At 69.1% G+C, this 16,527-nt stretch carries 11 protein-coding genes; 6 read left to right on the top strand and 5 right to left on the bottom strand.

Annotated elements, in window-relative coordinates; translation table 11 throughout:
* Positions 1 to 8: 8 nt before the first annotated feature.
* Together O0J15_RS13540 and O0J15_RS13535 are read right to left on the bottom strand one after the other, a co-directional pair.
* Complete coding sequence (locus O0J15_RS13540; protein ID WP_308305801.1) at positions 9 to 1,991, bottom strand: M56 family metallopeptidase; 1,983 nt, start codon at positions 1,989 to 1,991, stop codon at positions 9 to 11.
* 3 nt (positions 1,992 to 1,994) lie between these two features.
* Entirely contained in the window at positions 1,995 to 2,381 is a 387-nt protein-coding gene (locus tag O0J15_RS13535; RefSeq protein ID WP_019661969.1) for a BlaI/MecI/CopY family transcriptional regulator, read from the bottom strand.
* 189 nt (positions 2,382 to 2,570) lie between these two features.
* Here O0J15_RS13535 and O0J15_RS13530 point away from each other — a divergent pair, with 189 nt between their 5' ends.
* The gene (locus tag O0J15_RS13530; RefSeq protein ID WP_227844192.1) at positions 2,571 to 3,638 is read left to right on the top strand and encodes a serine hydrolase; all 1,068 of its coding nucleotides are present in this window, start codon (positions 2,571 to 2,573) and stop codon (positions 3,636 to 3,638) included.
* Positions 3,639 to 3,668: 30 nt separating this feature from the next.
* On the opposite strand, the gene O0J15_RS13525 is transcribed toward O0J15_RS13530, so the two are convergent.
* On the bottom strand, positions 3,669 to 4,775 hold the full coding sequence (locus O0J15_RS13525) for an SDR family oxidoreductase (RefSeq protein ID WP_134732406.1): 1,107 nt from the start codon (positions 4,773 to 4,775) through the stop codon (positions 3,669 to 3,671).
* Between the two features lie 197 nt (positions 4,776 to 4,972).
* Here O0J15_RS13525 and O0J15_RS13520 point away from each other — a divergent pair, with 197 nt between their 5' ends.
* Positions 4,973 to 5,281 (top strand): hypothetical protein, encoded by a 309-nt coding sequence (locus tag O0J15_RS13520; RefSeq protein WP_019661972.1) that lies wholly within the window; start codon positions 4,973 to 4,975, stop codon positions 5,279 to 5,281.
* Here O0J15_RS13520 and O0J15_RS13515 read toward each other — a convergent pair.
* Positions 5,269 to 6,327: a DNA topoisomerase IB gene (locus tag O0J15_RS13515; protein ID WP_171953212.1), complete on the bottom strand. Its 1,059-nt coding sequence runs from the start codon at positions 6,325 to 6,327 to the stop codon at positions 5,269 to 5,271. The two genes, O0J15_RS13520 and O0J15_RS13515, sit on opposite strands and share 13 nt — an antisense overlap.
* 111 nt (positions 6,328 to 6,438) lie before the next feature.
* On the opposite strand from O0J15_RS13515, the gene O0J15_RS13510 reads away from it, so the two are divergent.
* From O0J15_RS13510 to O0J15_RS13500, 3 genes are all read left to right on the top strand, one after another.
* The gene (locus O0J15_RS13510) at positions 6,439 to 6,828 is read left to right on the top strand and encodes an I78 family peptidase inhibitor (protein WP_026347258.1); all 390 of its coding nucleotides are present in this window, start codon (positions 6,439 to 6,441) and stop codon (positions 6,826 to 6,828) included.
* Between the two features lie 174 nt (positions 6,829 to 7,002).
* Entirely contained in the window at positions 7,003 to 11,457 is a 4,455-nt protein-coding gene (gene gltB / locus O0J15_RS13505) for a glutamate synthase large subunit (protein ID WP_308305800.1), read from the top strand.
* 61 nt (positions 11,458 to 11,518) lie between these two features.
* On the top strand, positions 11,519 to 12,964 hold the full coding sequence (locus tag O0J15_RS13500; RefSeq protein WP_019661976.1) for an FAD-dependent oxidoreductase: 1,446 nt from the start codon (positions 11,519 to 11,521) through the stop codon (positions 12,962 to 12,964).
* Here the strand turns inward: O0J15_RS13500 and O0J15_RS13495 are convergent.
* The gene (locus O0J15_RS13495; protein WP_308305810.1) at positions 12,950 to 15,358 is read right to left on the bottom strand and encodes an ATP-binding protein; all 2,409 of its coding nucleotides are present in this window, start codon (positions 15,356 to 15,358) and stop codon (positions 12,950 to 12,952) included. The two genes, O0J15_RS13500 and O0J15_RS13495, sit on opposite strands and share 15 nt — an antisense overlap.
* 167 nt (positions 15,359 to 15,525) lie before the next feature.
* Here O0J15_RS13495 and O0J15_RS13490 point away from each other — a divergent pair, with 167 nt between their 5' ends.
* On the top strand, positions 15,526 to 16,392 hold the full coding sequence (locus tag O0J15_RS13490; RefSeq protein WP_155028751.1) for a methylglyoxal synthase: 867 nt from the start codon (positions 15,526 to 15,528) through the stop codon (positions 16,390 to 16,392).
* Positions 16,393 to 16,527: the final 135 nt, after the last annotated feature.

Genomic DNA, 16,527 nt, shown 5'->3' with positions numbered 1-16,527 from the left:
GCGCCGTTTCAGAGGCGCTCGGCCTTGCCGCTGGCCAGTGCACGCGCGATCACCTGCTGTGCCTGCTGCGATGCCTGCGCATGCACACGTGCCTGGCGCTCACCCAGCGCGGCCTGCTGGCTGCCCAGTGCCGCCTGGCGGCTGGCCAGTTCAGACTGCTGGTTGGCCAGACGCCGCATGTCACGGGTGCGGCCGGACTGCGTGGCCTCGCTGCGGGCTTCCTGCATCGCACGACGTGCCTCGGCAGCGGCCTCGCGTGCAGCCTCACGCGCAACGGCCATATCGCCGGTTGCACCGCGCGCTGCCTTCGCCGCTTCCGCGGCGGCCTCACGGTTGATGTCGTGGGCGGCCATCGCATTGCGTGCAGCCTCGGCGGCAATCAGTGCGATGCGGCGCGACTCCTCGCCCTGCAGGCGGCTCATCTCACCCATCTGCCTGCCGAGTTCGCCCTGCTGGCGACCCAGCGCACTCTGCTGGCGGCCCAGTTCGCTCTGCTGGCGACCCAGCTCTGCGGCACCACTGTAGGCACGCTGCAGGCTCTGGATCAGCATCGGGTCGCGCACCACATAGCGCTTGTCGCCCTGGCGGAACCACAGCGCCGGGCCCTTGCCGAGCTGCCTGCGGGCCACCGTCACGTCGTCCATGCCGCCGTTGGCGAAAGTCGAATCACCATCGACCAGCACAAAGGCCTCCCGGGGCGACTTGCCCAGGTCCAGGCGGCCGTAGGTGGTGATGGAGCGGGCGGCCGACACCGTGCCTTCATCGTCTTCGGCCATGCCGGTGGCATCGTCGACGTCGGCCACGTCGGCATCGTCGGGCCCGGTCGCGTCAGCAGGTTCGGCCGGGGCTGCCGGTGCGGCAGGTGCCGCTGGGGCAGCCGCGGCCGCCGGCGGTGCGGACGGTGCTTCCGGGGCCTTAGGCGGTGGCGGCGCCACGGCCTTCGGCGCGGCCGGAGGGGCGGGCGGGGCGGGCGGCACCGGCGCTGCGACCAGCCGCATCGGCGCCACGCCCACCACCACCACCGCAGCGGTCAGCGCCACCGCCAGCAGACGCGGGCAGGACCGGGGCGACTGCAGCGAAAGCAGGCGACGCTTGAGGCTGGTGGTGCTCGGTGCGGCGCTGGCCACGCCCAGATGCGGCTGCGGGGCCACGCCCAACTGCAGCAACAGGCGGCCATAGGCCTGGCGGCTGGCGCCATGTTGGCCAACCACCGCTGCATCCACCGCTTCCTCGCGCGCCTGTGCATATTCACGCACCGACAGGCGCAGCAGCGGGTGGAAGAAGAACAGGTGCTGGGCCAGTGCAGGCAGCAGGCCCCATTGCAGGTCACGCCGCTGCAGGTGCTGCAGTTCGTGGGTCAGGGCCAGGTCCAGCGCATCGCCCTGCAGGGCATTGTCGCCGGCCGGCAGCAGCAGCACCGGGCGGAACGGCCCGACCAGCTGCGGTGCGTCCACCTGCGTGCTCATCCACAACCGCGGCGCAGGACGCACGCCGTGCGCATCGGAGGCCAGCTGCAGCGCCTGTACCAGCGCCTCGTCCTCGCAGGAATAGGCCGCAGCCAGCAGTGCGCGGCAGCGGCGCCACTCACCCAAGGTGCGCAGCGCCATCAGCAGCACGCCGGATGCCCACAGCGCAGCCAGTGCAACCGCCCACCACGCCACTGCCGGCACGTCCGCTGCAGGCATCGGCATCGCGGCCAGCAACTGTGCCGAGGCCTCCGGGGCCAGCGGGTAGACCATGTCAGCGGCCACGTCGGTTGCGGTCATCGCCACCGCCTGCGGGGCCGGCAGCCAGGGCAACTGCAACGGCTGGCTCCAGAACAGGCCGAGCACGGCCTGCAGCGAGACCAGCCACCACAGGCGGCAGCGGGTGGCCGCCGACAGCGACGGCAGCACGCGGCACAGGCCGTACACCAGCACCACCAGCAGTACGGTCTGCAGGCTGGTCCAGCCCAGCCGTTCCAGCATCGGGATCAGCATCGTGGTGTCCATGGCTCAGCCCTCGTGGCGACGCGATTGGAGTTGGGCGACCAGCGCTTCCAGCTCGGCCAGCTCGTTGTCGCTGACCTGCTGGCGCTGCGACAGGTAGGCCACGAACGGCGACACCGAGCCCTGCAGGGTGTTGTCGACGAACTGGGCCACGGCACCCTGCAGCACGCTCTGCGGGCCACGGGTGGCCTGGTAGCGGTAGACGCCGTCCTGCTGCCGGCGCTGAAGATACCCCTTCGCCCGCAGCCGCTCCATCATCGTCAGCACGGTGGAACGGGCCAGGCCTCGGGCCTCTCCATACCCACTGGCGACCTCGCCGACGCTGGCCGGCGCATGTTCATCGATGTACTGCAGCAGGGCCAGCTCCTGGTCCCCGATGGTCTTGCCACGCATGACACCACTCCCTTGACTACACGTGTCGCCACTGTCAGCTTGACGACAGCTGTAGTCAACCCCCCGGAAGTCATGGGCCGACGAACGGTAGCTGCGCCGAGCACTTAAACCTTTGGCGCGCTGTCCGCATCCGATCCGCAACGCCCGCTGGAATTCCGCATGTTCCGTCCAATGCTCCGAGTCGTGCTCATGCTCATCAGTGCCCTGCCCTTCACCGCCGTCTCTGCCAGCCAGGACCATGCCAACGACCAGACCCGCCGCCTGATCCGCCAGATCATGATGCAGCAGCGCATCCCCGGGCTGCAGGTCGCGGTGGTCAAGGACGGGCAGATCGTGCTGTCCGAGGCCTACGGTCTGGCCAATGTCGAGAACGGTGTGCGTGCCTCGCGCGTCACCCGCTTCCCGCTCAACTCGGCCACCAAGGCGTTCACCGGCGTGGCCGCCGCGCAGCTGGCGCAGGAGGGGCGATTGGATCTGGACGCGCCGGCCTCGCGTTACCTGGATGATCTTCCACCAGCGTGGAGAGACGTACGCGTACACCAGCTGCTGGCGCATACCTCCGGCCTTCCGGACATCCTTGATGCGAACGGGCTGTTGGGCGCTGGCTCAGAAGCGCAGGCGTGGGCGGCCGTCACTGCGCAGCCGGTCGAAGCCGAACCCGGGCAGCGCTTCGCCTACAACCAGACCAACTACGTTCTTCTGGCACGGATCATCGCGAAGCAATCCGGCATGCCCTACGAACGTTTCCTCGCCACCAGCCAGTTCAGCAGCGCGCGCATGGCACGCACCACCTTCGGCGACAGCTACGACCTGATTCCGGATGCGGCGACGATGTACAGCCTGGCCCCGCGTGCCACCGACGCGGCCGATGCACCGCCACGCCTGTCGCATTGGTTCTACGACATACCGCCTTCGCTGTGGGCCGGTGGCGGCATCCTCACCACCGCCGACGACACCGCGCGCTGGCTGGCCGCGCTGACCGAAGGCCGCCTGCTGCCGGAGGCGGCCCTGCGGCGGATGTGGAGCGCAGAGCGCTTGGCGGATGGCCGTGCCGGCCCGTGGGCGGAGGGCTGGCCGGTACTGCGCGCATCGCCCGACCTGCAGGTGGCAGGTATCGGCGGTGCGCGTGCGGCGTTCGTGGTCTATCCCGAGCGCGGCGTGGCGGTGGTGGTGCTGACCAACCTGGTCGGTGCCAATCCGCAGCAGTTCATTCCACGCATTGCCGATCTCTATGCGCCTGCGCTGACCGTGCCCTGAGGCTGCCGGCCAGCGGCCGGCAGCCCCGTCTCACCCACGTGGACCGCCCATCACCGGCAGGATCACCCCGCTGATGTAACTGGCACAGGCCGGAGAGGCCAGGAACACATAGGCGGGCGACAGTTCCTCGGGCTGTGCGGGCCGGCCCATGTCGCTGTCCTTGCCGAACTGGGCGACGTCCTCGGCCTGCTTGTCGGCCGGGTTCAGCGGCGTCCACACCGGCCCCGGCGCCACGCAGTTCACCCGGATGCCACGTGGCAGCAGCTGGCTGGCCAGCGACTTGGTGAACGCATGGATCGCGCCCTTGGTGGCCGAGTAGTCGATCAGCGCCTTGCTGCCGAAGATGCCCGTTTCCGAACCGGTGTTGATGATGCTGGCGCCCTCGCCCAGATGCGGCAGCACCGCGCGCGCCATCTGGATGTAACCGCCGATGTTGGTCTGCAGGGTCTCCTGCAGGTGCGCGTCTTCCAGGTCTTCCAGCCGCTCGCAGTGCAGCTGGAACGCGGCGTTGTTGACCAGGATGTCGATGCCGCCGAACGCCTTGGCCACCTGCTTCACCGCTTTGTCGCAGAAGCGCGGATCGCGCACGTCACCGGCGATCACGATGCAACGGCCGCCTTCGCGCTCCACGTGCTGGCGGGTGATGTCCGCGTCCTCGGCCTCGTCCAGGTGCAGCACGGCCACGTCCGCGCCTTCGCGTGCGAACAGCACCGCCACCGCACGGCCAATGCCGGAGTCGCCACCGGTGACGATCGCACGCATGCCCTGCAGCTTGCCGCTGCCCGCGTAGTCGGGTGCAAGGAAGCGGGGCGCCAGCTCCAGTTCGTGCTCATGCCCGGGCTTGGCCAGCTGCTGCGCCGGCATCGCCTCCGGCTGGCGCCGTGCGCCGGCCTGGGTCGCGGTCTTCTTCGTGGCCTTGCTGGCCGCCCGGGCGTCCTTGGCCTTCTCCTGGTCCTGCAGGCGCCGCTGCCGGGCCGCGACGCGTGCTGCCCGCGGATCGCTGGCGGCCGCCTTGCGGGTCGCGGTCTTCACTACTCGCGGGCGATCGGGGTCGGCGACCGCCTTGGCCGGGGTGCTGCCTTTACGCACTTTCGGCGATGCCTTTCGGCGGGCGGGTGTCTTCTTGGTGGTGGCCATGCAGGTCTCCTCGGGAGGGAACGGGGCTGCCGGCCAGCGGCCGACACTACCGGGGGGGCGGCGCGCGCCGCACCTGCAGTCTCTCTACGCACGCTGTTGGCGGCAGTGAGCGCGCCGTGTCCACGATGTGCACGGCATTCATTCCGCCACCACGTGCGCCGTCGCACCCTGCACGCAACCACACAGGGAACGCCTCCATGAAACATGCCATCGCCACCGCCGCCGTCTGCTTTGCCCTCGCCGCCTGCAGCAGCACACCGATGGCCCAGGTGCAGCCGATCGACGGCGTGATTTCCGGCCAGTGCCACAGCGACAGGGTGCGCGGCGCGGTGGGCCTGGCCGCCTCGGACGCCACTGTGGCCCGTGCACGCGTGGACAGCGACAGCCTGCACGTGCGGGTCCTGCGCCACGACGGCCCGCGGGTGCCACCGGCCAGCGAAGGCGGCGACCGCCTGACCATCGAGAAGGGCCGCACCAACAATATCGTCGCGATCTACTGCGGCTGACGACTGCGGCTGAGCCGGCGTGCCCTGCGCAGCACGCGCAGGGTGGCCTGCTCCCACTGGCGCGGCCCGCGCAGGCCGGCCAGCTTGGCCAGTTCACCGCGCTCCCAGCCGACGAACACGCACGGGTCGATATAGGCCTTGCGGCACACCGCCGGCGTGTTGCCCAACCGGGCCGCCACCTGGCACACCACGCTGCGCTGTGCCTGCGCCAGCGCACGCTGGCTGGCCGGTTCCGGCAGCTCGGTGGCAGCAAACGCCTGCACCGCCGCGACGGTCCCGCCCCAGGTGCGGAAATCCTTGGCAGTGAAGTCCTCGCCCATCACCTCGCGCAGGTAGTCGTTCACCGCACCGGAGTCGACCGGCTGCAGCGCACCGTCGTCATCGCGGTACTGGAACAACGCCTGCCCCGGCAGCTGCTGCAGGCGCCGCACCAGCAGCCCCAGCCTGCGGTCGCCCACGGTCACCTCCTGCAGCTGCCCGGACTTGCCGCGGAAACGCATGCGCACCCGGCCGCCACGCAGCAGCTCCAGATGACGGTTACGCAGTGTGGTCAGTCCGAATGACCGGTTCTGCTGCGCATAGGTCTCATTGCCGACCCGCACCAGGGTGTCGGCCAGCAACGCGACCACCATGGCCAGCACCTTTTCCTTAGGGAAACCCGGCCGTTTCAGATCCCGCGACAACCGCCGCCGCAGCGTGGGCAAGGCCTCGCCAAAGGCGATGATGCGGTCGAACTTGCCGGCGTCGCGCTCCTTCGCCCAGTCGGGGTGGTAACGGTACTGCTTGCGCCCGCGCGCATCGCGGCCTGTGGCCTGCAGGTGGCCGTTGCCGTGGGCGCAGATCCACACCGCGGTGTAGGCCGGTGGAATCGCCAGTGCGCGGATGCGTTGCAGGGTGGTGGCGTCGCGTATCGCGTGGCCATCAGCATCGCGGTAACTGAAACCTTTTCCGGCGCGGCGCCGGCTGATGCCCGGCTGGGTGTCGTCGACATAGCGCAGGCCGGCCGCGCGCGCGGCCTGTCGTTCGGGAGTGGAGGCGGTCGGCATGCCAGTAGTGTCGCGGTCGCCGTGCCGCGATCCTGTCGATAACACAAGACAAACACGTGAGGGCCGGTTCGCCGCTATGCTCGGGTCTTCACAACCCCTTCCGGAGTCATGATGTCGTTCCCGATTCGCGCCCGTTCGCTCTCCGCCCTGCTGCTGCCGGCCGTGCTGGCCTTGACCGCCTGCCAGGCACCGGCGCTGGATGAACAGGATTCGGCCACGGCCCACGCCCAGCAGGCGGCCGAAGCCGCCAAGGCACCGGCCGACGAAGCCGGCAAGGCCATCGAGGCGCCGCCGGTCGGCACCTGCGATGCCAGCCAGGTGCAGAGCCTGGTCGGCCAGGCCTACACCGATGGGCTGGGCAAGCAGGCGCAGGAAGATGCAGGCGCCAGCCAGGTACGCGTGCTCAAGCCCAATGATGTGGCCACGATGGAGTTCCTCGGCGACCGCCTGAACATCGAAGTGGACGCCAAGGGCGCCATCAGCGGCGTGCGCTGCGGCTGAGTCCCGCCCCGCGCCGGCACTGGGTTGCCGGCGCGTTCTGTTGCACCTGCAACCGTGTATTGCGGCGTTGCAGCAACCTGTGATCTAGTCGAGGCATCCGGTGGCCTCACGATGCGCTCCAGGGAATGAGCGGGGACGAGTGTCGCCGCCAACCCTATACGCATCGAGGTAGAGATGGCCCCCCGCAACCGCCAAGGGCTTTACGACCCGCGCTCCGAGCGCGATGCCTGTGGATTTGGCATGGTCGCCCAGCTCGACGATCAACCATCGCGCCTGTTGGTTGATACCGCCATCGCCGCGCTTTCGCGCATGACCCACCGTGGCGGTGTTGCCGCCGATGGCCTGACCGGTGATGGCTGCGGCCTGCTGCTGCGCCGCCCCGATGCGTTCCTGAAACTGCTGGCCAGCGAAGCCGGCATTGCCGTCGCCACACGCTTCGCCGCCGGCCTGGTATTCCTGCCGCACGACGCCGACGCGGCGCAGGCCTGCCGCGCGCAGCTGCAGGCGCAGGTGGAAGCGGTGGGCTGCAAGGTCGCTGGCTGGCGCGAGGTACCGACCGACGACAGCGTCTGCGGCCAACTGGCGCGCGACACGCTGCCGCGCATCGAGCAGGTGTTCGTCGATGCGGGGGTTGGCCAGGATGATGCCGGCTTCGCGCTGGCGTTGTTCCTGGCCCGCCGCCGCAGCGAACAGCAGCTGCGCGATCACGCCGACTTCTACGTCACCACCCTCACCCCGGATGCGATCAGCTACAAGGGCATGGTGCTGCCGGACAAGCTCAGCCGCTTCTTCCCGGACCTGCAGCGCCGCGAGCTGGCCTCCAGCGCGATCGTGTTCCACCAGCGCTTCTCGACCAACACGCTGCCGCGCTGGCCGCTCGCCCATCCGTTCCGCATGCTCGCCCACAACGGCGAGATCAACACCATCGAGGGCAATCGTCGCTGGGCGCAGGCGCGCAGCAAGGTGTGGAAGACGCCGCGCTTCGATATTGGTGAATTCGACCCGGTCATCTCCATGCACGGTTCGGATTCGCAGAGCCTGGACAACATGCTGGAGCTGATGGTCGCCGGTGGCATGGAGTTGATCCAGGCGCTGCGCATCCTGGTGCCGCCTGCCACGCAGTCGCTGGAATTCAAGGATCCGGACCTGGCGGCCTTCTACGAGTTCCACGGCCTCAACAGCGAGCCGTGGGACGGCCCGGCCGGCATCGTCGCCTGCGACAGCCGCTATGCGGTGTGTACGCTGGACCGCAACGGCCTGCGACCGGCGCGCTGGATGCTCACCGCCGACCGCCACTTCCTGGTCGCCTCCGAAGCCGGCGTGTGGGAAGTGCCGACCGAGCGCGTGGTGCGCAAGGGCAAGCTCGGCCCCGGCGAGATGATCGCGATCGACCTCAAGCGCGGCGACCTGCTCGACTCCGATGCGGTCGACCGCATCAACCGCGGCCGCGCGCCCTACAAGCAGTGGCTGCAGCAGGGCGTGACCTACCTGCAGACCGAACTGATCGACCCGTCGCTGGTGGAAGAGCCCTTCGACGAAGGCACCCTGCGCAGCTACCACAAGCTGTACCAGCTCAGCAGCGAGGAGGTGGAGCAGGTGCTGCGGCCGCTGGCCGAGACCGAGCAGGAAGCCACCGGCTCGATGGGCGACGACACGCCGATGGCGGTGCTGAGCCAGCGCAGCCGCCCGCTGTACGACTATTTCCGCCAGGCCTTCGCGCAGGTCACCAACCCGCCGATCGACCCGCTGCGCGAAGACTGCGCGATGTCGCTGTCCACCCAGCTCGGCAAGGAAACCAACATCTTCCATGCCGGCCCGGAGACGGTGAACCACGTCATCCTCAATTCGCCGGTACTGAGCCAGCGCAAGCTGCGCCAGCTGTTGAAGATGGACCAGTACGTGCAGGCCAACCGCCTGCTCGACCTTTCCTACAGCGAAGACGAAGGCCTGCGCGCCGGCATCGAACGCATCTGCAGCGAAGCGGAACAGGCCGCGCGCGATGGCATGGTGATGCTGCTGCTGTCCGACCGCTACCCGGTGGTCGGGCGGCCGATGGTGCATGCGCTGCTGGCCACCAGTGCCATCCACCACCACCTGTCTCGGCTGGGCCTGCGCTGCGACGTGAACCTCATCGTCGAGACCGGCACCGCACGTGACCCGCACCACATGGCCTGCCTGCTCGGTTTCGGTGCCACGGCGGTTTACCCGTACCTGGCCTACCAGACCCTGTTCGACCTGGGCCGTCGCGGCATCCTCAAGCTCAGCAAGGGCGGCGAGCAATCGCAGATCGGCCGCCGCTACCGCAAGGGTATCTACAAGGGCCTGTCGAAGATCATCTCGAAGATGGGCATCTGTACGGTGGCCAGCTACCGCGGCGCGCAGCTGTTCGAGATCATCGGCCTGGAACCGGAAGTGGTGGACCTGTGCTTCCCCGATACCGCCTCGCGCATCGGCGGCGCCGGCTTTGCCCGCCTGGATGCCGACGCGCGCGAACTGTGCGCGCAGGCCTGGGACGCGCAGCAGGACGTGGATGTTGGCGGCCTGCTGAAGTACGTGCACGGCGGCGAATACCACATGTACAACCCGGACGTGGTGACCACCCTGCAGCGCGCGGCGCGCAGCGGTGACCCGCGTGCGTGGCAGCAGTACTGCGATGCGGTGCATGCGCGTCCGCCATCGGCGCTGCGTGACCTGCTGGAGCTGGTGCCGGCGGCCACGCCCGTGCCGCTGGAGGAGGTCGCTCCAGCCAGTACCCTGTTCCCGCGCTTCGATACTGCGGCGATCAGCCTGGGCGCACTGTCGCCGGAAGCGCATGAAGCATTGGCCATCGCCATGAACCGCCTCGGCGGCCGCAGCAATTCCGGCGAAGGCGGTGAGGATCCCGCCCGCTATGGCACCGCGAAGCGCAGCAAGATCAAGCAGGTGGCCTCCGGCCGCTTCGGCGTTACCGCCGAGTACCTGGTCAATGCCGAAGTGCTGCAGATCAAGGTCGCGCAGGGCGCCAAGCCCGGCGAGGGCGGCCAGCTGCCCGGCCACAAGGTCAACGAACTGATCGCACGTCTGCGCTACGCGCGGCCGGGCATCGGCCTGATCTCGCCGCCGCCGCACCACGACATCTATTCGATCGAAGACCTGGCGCAGCTGATCTACGACCTCAAGCAGGTCAACCCGACCGCGCTGGTATCGGTAAAGCTGGTCAGCCATGCCGGCGTTGGCACCATCGCCGCCGGTGTGGTCAAGGCCGGTGCGGACCTGATCACCATCTCCGGCCATGACGGTGGCACCGGTGCGTCGCCGGTCAGCTCGATCCGCTATGCCGGCGTGCCGTGGGAGCTGGGCGTGGCCGAAGCGCACCAGGCGCTGCTGGCCAACGACCTGCGCGGGCGCACCCTGCTGCAGACCGATGGCGGGCTGAAGACCGGCCTGGACGTGGTCAAGGCCGCGCTGCTGGGCGCGGACAGCTTCGGCTTCGGCACGGCGCCGATGATCGTGCTGGGCTGCAAGTACCTGCGCATCTGCCACCTCAACAACTGCGCCACCGGTGTGGCCACCCAGGACGAGCGCCTGCGCGAGAACCACTTCACCGGCCAGCCGGAGCGCGTGGAGAACTTCTTCCGGCTGCTGGCCGAAGAAGTGCGTGGCTGGCTGTCCTACCTGGGCGCGCGTTCGCTGGAAGAGATCGTCGGCCGCACCGACCTGCTGCGGCAGATCGAGGCCGCGCCGCGTGACGGCGTGCGCGTGGACCTGTCGCGCCTGCTGGCCGATGCCCGTTACGAGGGCAGCCACTGCGCCGCGCAGCGCCTGTACGAGTCGCCGGACAGCCTGGCCACGCAGATGGACGGCCTGCTTGCCTCCGCCATTGAACACAAGCGCGGCGGCGAGCATCGCTTCCTGATCCACAACACCGACCGCAGCATCGGCACCCGCCTGGCCGGCGCGGTGGCACGCGCGCACGGCAACCAGGGCATGGCCGACACGCCGCTGGAACTGCGCTTTCGCGGCAGCGCCGGGCAGAGCTTCGGCGCGTTCAACGTGGGTGGCCTGCACCTGGAGGTGGAAGGCGAAGCCAACGACTACGTCGGCAAGGGCATGGCCGGTGGCCGCCTGGTGGTGCGACCGCCGCGCGGTGCCCGCTTCGAGGCACGCAGCACCGCCATCATCGGCAACACCTGCCTGTACGGCGCCACCGGCGGCGAGCTGTTCGCCGCGGGCAGGGCGGGCGAGCGCTTCGCGGTACGCAACTCCGGCGCGCTGGCGGTAGTGGAGGGTGCCGGCGACCACTGCTGCGAGTACATGACCGATGGCGTGGTACTGGTGCTGGGCAAGGTCGGGCTGAACTTCGGTGCCGGTTTCACCGGCGGCCTGGCCTACGTGCTGGACGTCGATCGCGATTTCGTCGACCGCTACAACCACGAGCTGATCGACATCCATCGCGTGTCCGCCGAGGGCTTCGAGAACTATCGCCAGCACCTGCACCGCCTGATCGGCCGCCACCGCGAGCTGACCGGCAGCATCTGGGCGCAGCAGATCCTGGACGAGTTCCGCGATTACATCGGCAAGTTCTGGCTGGTCAAACCGAAGGCCGCCAGCATCGAGTCGCTGACCGAAACCCTGCGACGCGCCGCGTGATGTTTTCCGGTAGTGCCGGCCGCTGGCCGGCAACGTTCCCCCTCGCATTACAGAGCCCGCCATGAGCCGCAAGCACGCTTTCCAGTTCCTCGACCTGCCCCGCACCATGCCGCAGCGCATTCCGGTGGAACTGCGCACCTCCGGCGACTGGGGTGAGCTGTACGGCAGGTTCGGCAAGGAAGACGCGCAGTACCAGGCCGGCCGCTGCCTGGACTGCGGCAACCCGTACTGCAGCTGGAAGTGCCCGGTGCACAACGCCATTCCGCAGTGGCTTCAGCTGGTGCAGGAGAACCGCATCCACGAGGCGGCCACGCTGTGCCACAGCACCAACCCGCTGCCGGAAGTGTGCGGCCGGGTGTGCCCGCAGGACCGGCTGTGCGAAGGCAGCTGCACGCTGGAGGAGTTCGGTGCGGTCACCATCGGCGCGGTGGAGAAGTACATCGTCGATACCGCATTGGCCAGTGGCTGGCGCCCGGATCTGGCCGCGGTGCAGCCGACCGGCCACAGCGTGGCGGTGATCGGCGCCGGTCCGGCGGGGCTGGCCTGTGCCGACCGCCTGGCTCGCGCCGGCATTGCCGCCGTGGTCTATGACCGCTACGAGCAGATCGGCGGCCTGCTGCAGTTCGGCATCCCCAGCTTCAAGCTGGACAAGGACGTGATCCGTCGCCGCCGCGACGTGCTGGAGGGCATGGGGGTGCAGTTCCGCCTCGGCGTGGAGATCGGCCGCGACATCAGCCTGCAGCAGCTGCTGGATACCCACGATGCGGTGTTCGTCGGCACCGGCGCCTACCGCTACACCGATGGCGGCCTCGACGGCCAGGACCTGAAAGGCGTGCTGCCGGCGTTGCCGTTCCTGGTGCAGAACAGCCGCATCGTCGGTGGTGATGATCCGAAGGGCCGGCCGATTGCCGGCTGGGAAGACACCATCGCCCTGCCCGATCTCAACGGCAAGCGCGTGGTGGTGCTCGGCGGTGGCGATACCGGCATGGACTGCGTGCGCAGCGCGATACGGCTGGGCGCGGCCAAGGTCACCTGCGCCTACCGCCGCGACGAAGCAAACATGCCCGGCAGCGCGCGCGAGGTCGCCAATGCACGCGAGGAAGGTGTGCGCTTCCTGTTCAACCGGCAGCCGCTGTCGATCGAAGCCGGCGCCGATGACGAAGTAATCGGCGTAACCGTGGTCGAGACCCGGTTGGGTGAGCCGGATGCGAACGGCCGCCAGAACGCGGTGCCGATCGATGGCAGCGAATCGCTGCTGGAGGCCGACGTGGTGATCATCGCCTTCGGCTTCTCGCCGACCGTTCCGGCATGGCTGGCCGAGCACGGCGTGGAAGGCCGGTCCAACGGCCGTATCGTGGCCGGAGGCAAGGATCGCCTGCCGTTCCAGACCGCGCATCCGCGCCTGTTCGCCGGTGGTGATGCGGTACGCGGTGCCGACCTGGTGGTGACCGCCGTGGCCGAGGGCCGCGATGCCGCCGCCAGCATCGTCCGGCTACTGGCCCACTGAGTCCGGCGCCAGCAGTACCGCCAGCAGCGCCCGCAGCACGTGCGGCTCCACCGGCTTGGCCAGGAAGTGGTCGATGCCAGCCGCGCGACAGGCTTCGCGGGTGCTTTCCATCACGCTGGCCGTGAGCGCGATGATCGGCACCTGCGCACGTGCCGGGCAGGCATCAGCGCGGATCGCCCGCGCCAGTGCGAAGCCGTCCATGCCCGGCATGTGGCAGTCAGTGATCACCAGCTCGAACGGCTGCGCCTGCCATGCTTCAAGCGCCGACTGCCCATCGGTACAGGCGTGGACCCGCAGCCCTAGCGCGCACAGGCGCTGCTCCAGCAGCTGCAGGTTGGTAGGATGGTCTTCAGCCACCAGTACGCACGCCGCCGGCAATGGATGCTCATCCGCTGATGCCGCCCAAGGTGCGGCCATGGGTGCCTCGCAGGCCTCCAGGTCCAGATCCATCCATACCGTGGTGCCCTGCCCAGGGGAGCTGCGCAGCTGCAGCTCCGCCCCCATCGAGGTTGCCAGCTCGCGGCAGATCGCCAGGCCCAGCCCACTGCCGCCGAAGCGCCGCGTGGTCGAGCGCTCCGCCTGGGCATAGGCGGCGAACACCGCCTGCTGTCGTTCCTCGCTGATGCCCACGCCGCTGTCGCTTACCTGCAGGCGCAGCCGCTGCCCGCGGGCATGCTGCTGCAGTACCTGCAACCGCAGTTCCACGTGGCCGTGCCGGGTGAACTTCCGTGCGTTACCGGCCAGGTTGAACAGGATCTGGCGCAGGCGCAGGCCATCGGCCAGCGATCCCGGCTGCATCTCCGGATCAAGCACCACCTGCAGGTGCAGGCCGCGGCTGGCGGCCACCGGCATCAGCAGCTGCTGCACCGCGCGCACCAGTGCCGCCAGATCGGTGGGCCGCAACTGCAGCGGTGCGCCCTGCAGGCGCTGGCTGTGCAGTACATCGTCGAGGATCTGCCGCAGCATCCGCGCCGCATCATCCACCGTGGCCAGCACCTGCTGCTGGCGTGGCTCCAGCCTGCTGCCCGCCAGCCGTTCGAGCATGCCCAGCAGCGTGCTCATCGGCGTGCGGATCTCATGGCTCATCGTGGCCAGGAAGTGCGCCTTGGCCTGTGCCACCTGCTCGGCCTCGCGGCGCGCGTCGGCCAGCGCGCGGGTACGTGACTGCACCTCGCTGACGTCGATCCAGTAGCCGCTCCACTCGACGTAGCTATCGTCGCAGGACAACGGTCGCCCATGCGAACGCACCCATCGCCAGCCCTGTGGTGAACGGGTACGGAAAGTGACATCGATCGGGCCACGCGCCAATGCGGCTGTCTCGATACAGGCCATCACCCTGCTGCGGTCCTCGGGGTGGACCGCGGCCAGCAGCCACTGGTGATCGATGCGCGCGCTCTCCACGCTGATTCCGAACAGGGACTGCACGTCGCCGGCGATCTGCGGAAAGCTGTAGTGACCGCACGCCGAACGGCGCGCCTGGTAGACCACCGCCGGCAGGTTCGCAGTCACCTCCTGCAGGCGCTGCTCCACGACTCGGCGCCGCACGCTTTCGCGATGCACCCGCCAGTAACCGTAGGCATGTACCAGCGCCAGTGCGAGCAGGATCAACGAGGCCGGCACCAGCCAGCGCAGGGGTGACGATGACGGCCAATTGCGCGGCCGGTCCGGCAGCCAGGCCGCGCGGATCTGATCGCGCTCGGGATCGGTCAGCTGCGACAGCGCCTGCTCGAAGCCGGCGATGACATCGGCGCAGGCGGGCGTGGTCGCCAGCACCAGGGCATCATCGAAACCGGCCGGCGCAGCGATCAGCAGTGCATCGCCCTGGTAGCGGCGCAACGCGGCCTCGACTTCGCCGAGGTTGGCAACCACGGCATCGATCAGGCCGGTGCCCAGCAGCGGGAGCGCATCGTCCAGCGCTGCCGGTGGCAGCAGCTGCGCACCCGTTGCCTGCTCGGCCAGCAGCCCCTGCAGCGGCATCCGGCTGGGGCTGGCCACGGTGCGTCCACGCAGATCTTCCAGGCCCAGCACCGGCGGCGTACCCTCCCGGCGGACGATCACCTGTGGCAGCTGCAGGTAGGGCGTGCTGGCCACCCACCCGGCGGGCAGCTGCGAGCGTGGCCACCCCAGCAGCGCCTGGGTGCCGGCCGGCAGCTCATCCCGGTCCACGCTGGCGGCCGGCACGGGCAGCAGCTGCAGTGGCCGTTGCCGCCCCAACAGCTCCAGGTACACCGCGCCGAGCCCCCGTGCCTCACCCTGTTCGCTGGACGACAAGGGTGCGCGGTCGGAAGGCCAGGCAATGCGCAGCGGTGTCCTGCAGCCCGTGGCGGAGGCCGTGGCAGGCAGCAGCAGGCTGGCCATGACAGCAATGGCTGCCGGGAGGCCGGCGACATTCACGGTAGGCATCCTCATCTCGCGGGCGGAAGGAACGGCCGCGCTGCGGTACCGCTGCCTGCCACGCTATCGACGTGCGGACCGACGGCAATGAAGAAAGTTGTAAAAGCATCCAGATAGGGGAATGCCGACATACACTGCCGCCTTCACCCGTAACTGCGGAGCGTTCGATGCGCATCGGCCTGGCTGCCAACCGTCTTCATCACCACGACGCGCGCGCCGCGCTGTTCCGTTGGCTGCGCAGCAGCGAGCCCGGCCTGCGCGAGCTGGGCGTGTCGCTGCATGCGGTCGGTCGCACCCATGACGCGATCGAACGACAGGGCTTCCTGACCGGGTACGCGGGCCTGCACCGTTACCCGTACGGACGCGAGGGTGGCCTGATGAAGCTGGTCGCCGAAGTCGTCGGCATGGGTCCGGATCGGACACTGGATGGCGCGATCTACCTGATCGATCCGGTCGACCCATCCTCGGTGTTTCCAGAAGCCACGGCGCTGAAACGGCAGTGCGTGATTCACGGCAAGCCGTTCATTTCGACCGTGGCCACCGCACGCGACTGGGTCGAAGTGGAGCGCGTCCACGCCGGGCTGCCGGCAGACCGCGGCGCTGACGACCTGCATGCGTTCGAAAGCCAGACGCTGGCACTGATCGCGCATGATGCGATGAAGCCGGCGATGCTGGCCTTCGCCGATGAGCATTTCGATGTGCTGGCCCGGTTCGGCGAGCGGGTGGCGACCGGCACCACCGGCCAGCGTTTGAACGAACTGGCCTGGAGCCGGGGCTGGCCGCGTGATACGCCGTGGGTGACGCGCTACCAGAGCGGCCCGATGGGCGGTGATGCGCAGATTGCCGACCGGGTACTGGAGGGGCGTTGCCAGCGTGCGATCTTCTTCGAGGACCCGCATGTGGCGCGCCAGCATGAGGCGGATATCCAGCTGCTGGAGCGTGCGGTGACGACGGTGACCGACCAGGCAGTGTGCATTACGGCGCCGCGGGTGGCGGCGCGGTGGGCGGCGGCGGCGGCATTGCGGGCGGGGTGAGGGTTTCGGCCAACGGCTGCGCCCCTCGTGGTCGGTGGGTCTGCACGATCATGAGGTTGGCCGGGATGGGTGGAATTGCGGGGGACGCCGTAAACCCGTCCCTGGGGGCTTGGCCGCGGCATCCATGCCGCGGAC

This window comes from Stenotrophomonas sp. Sm10, assembly GCF_030985515.1.
Lineage (GTDB): Bacteria > Pseudomonadota > Gammaproteobacteria > Xanthomonadales > Xanthomonadaceae > Stenotrophomonas > Stenotrophomonas hibiscicola.
This window is presented reverse-complemented; position numbering and strand designations above follow the sequence as displayed.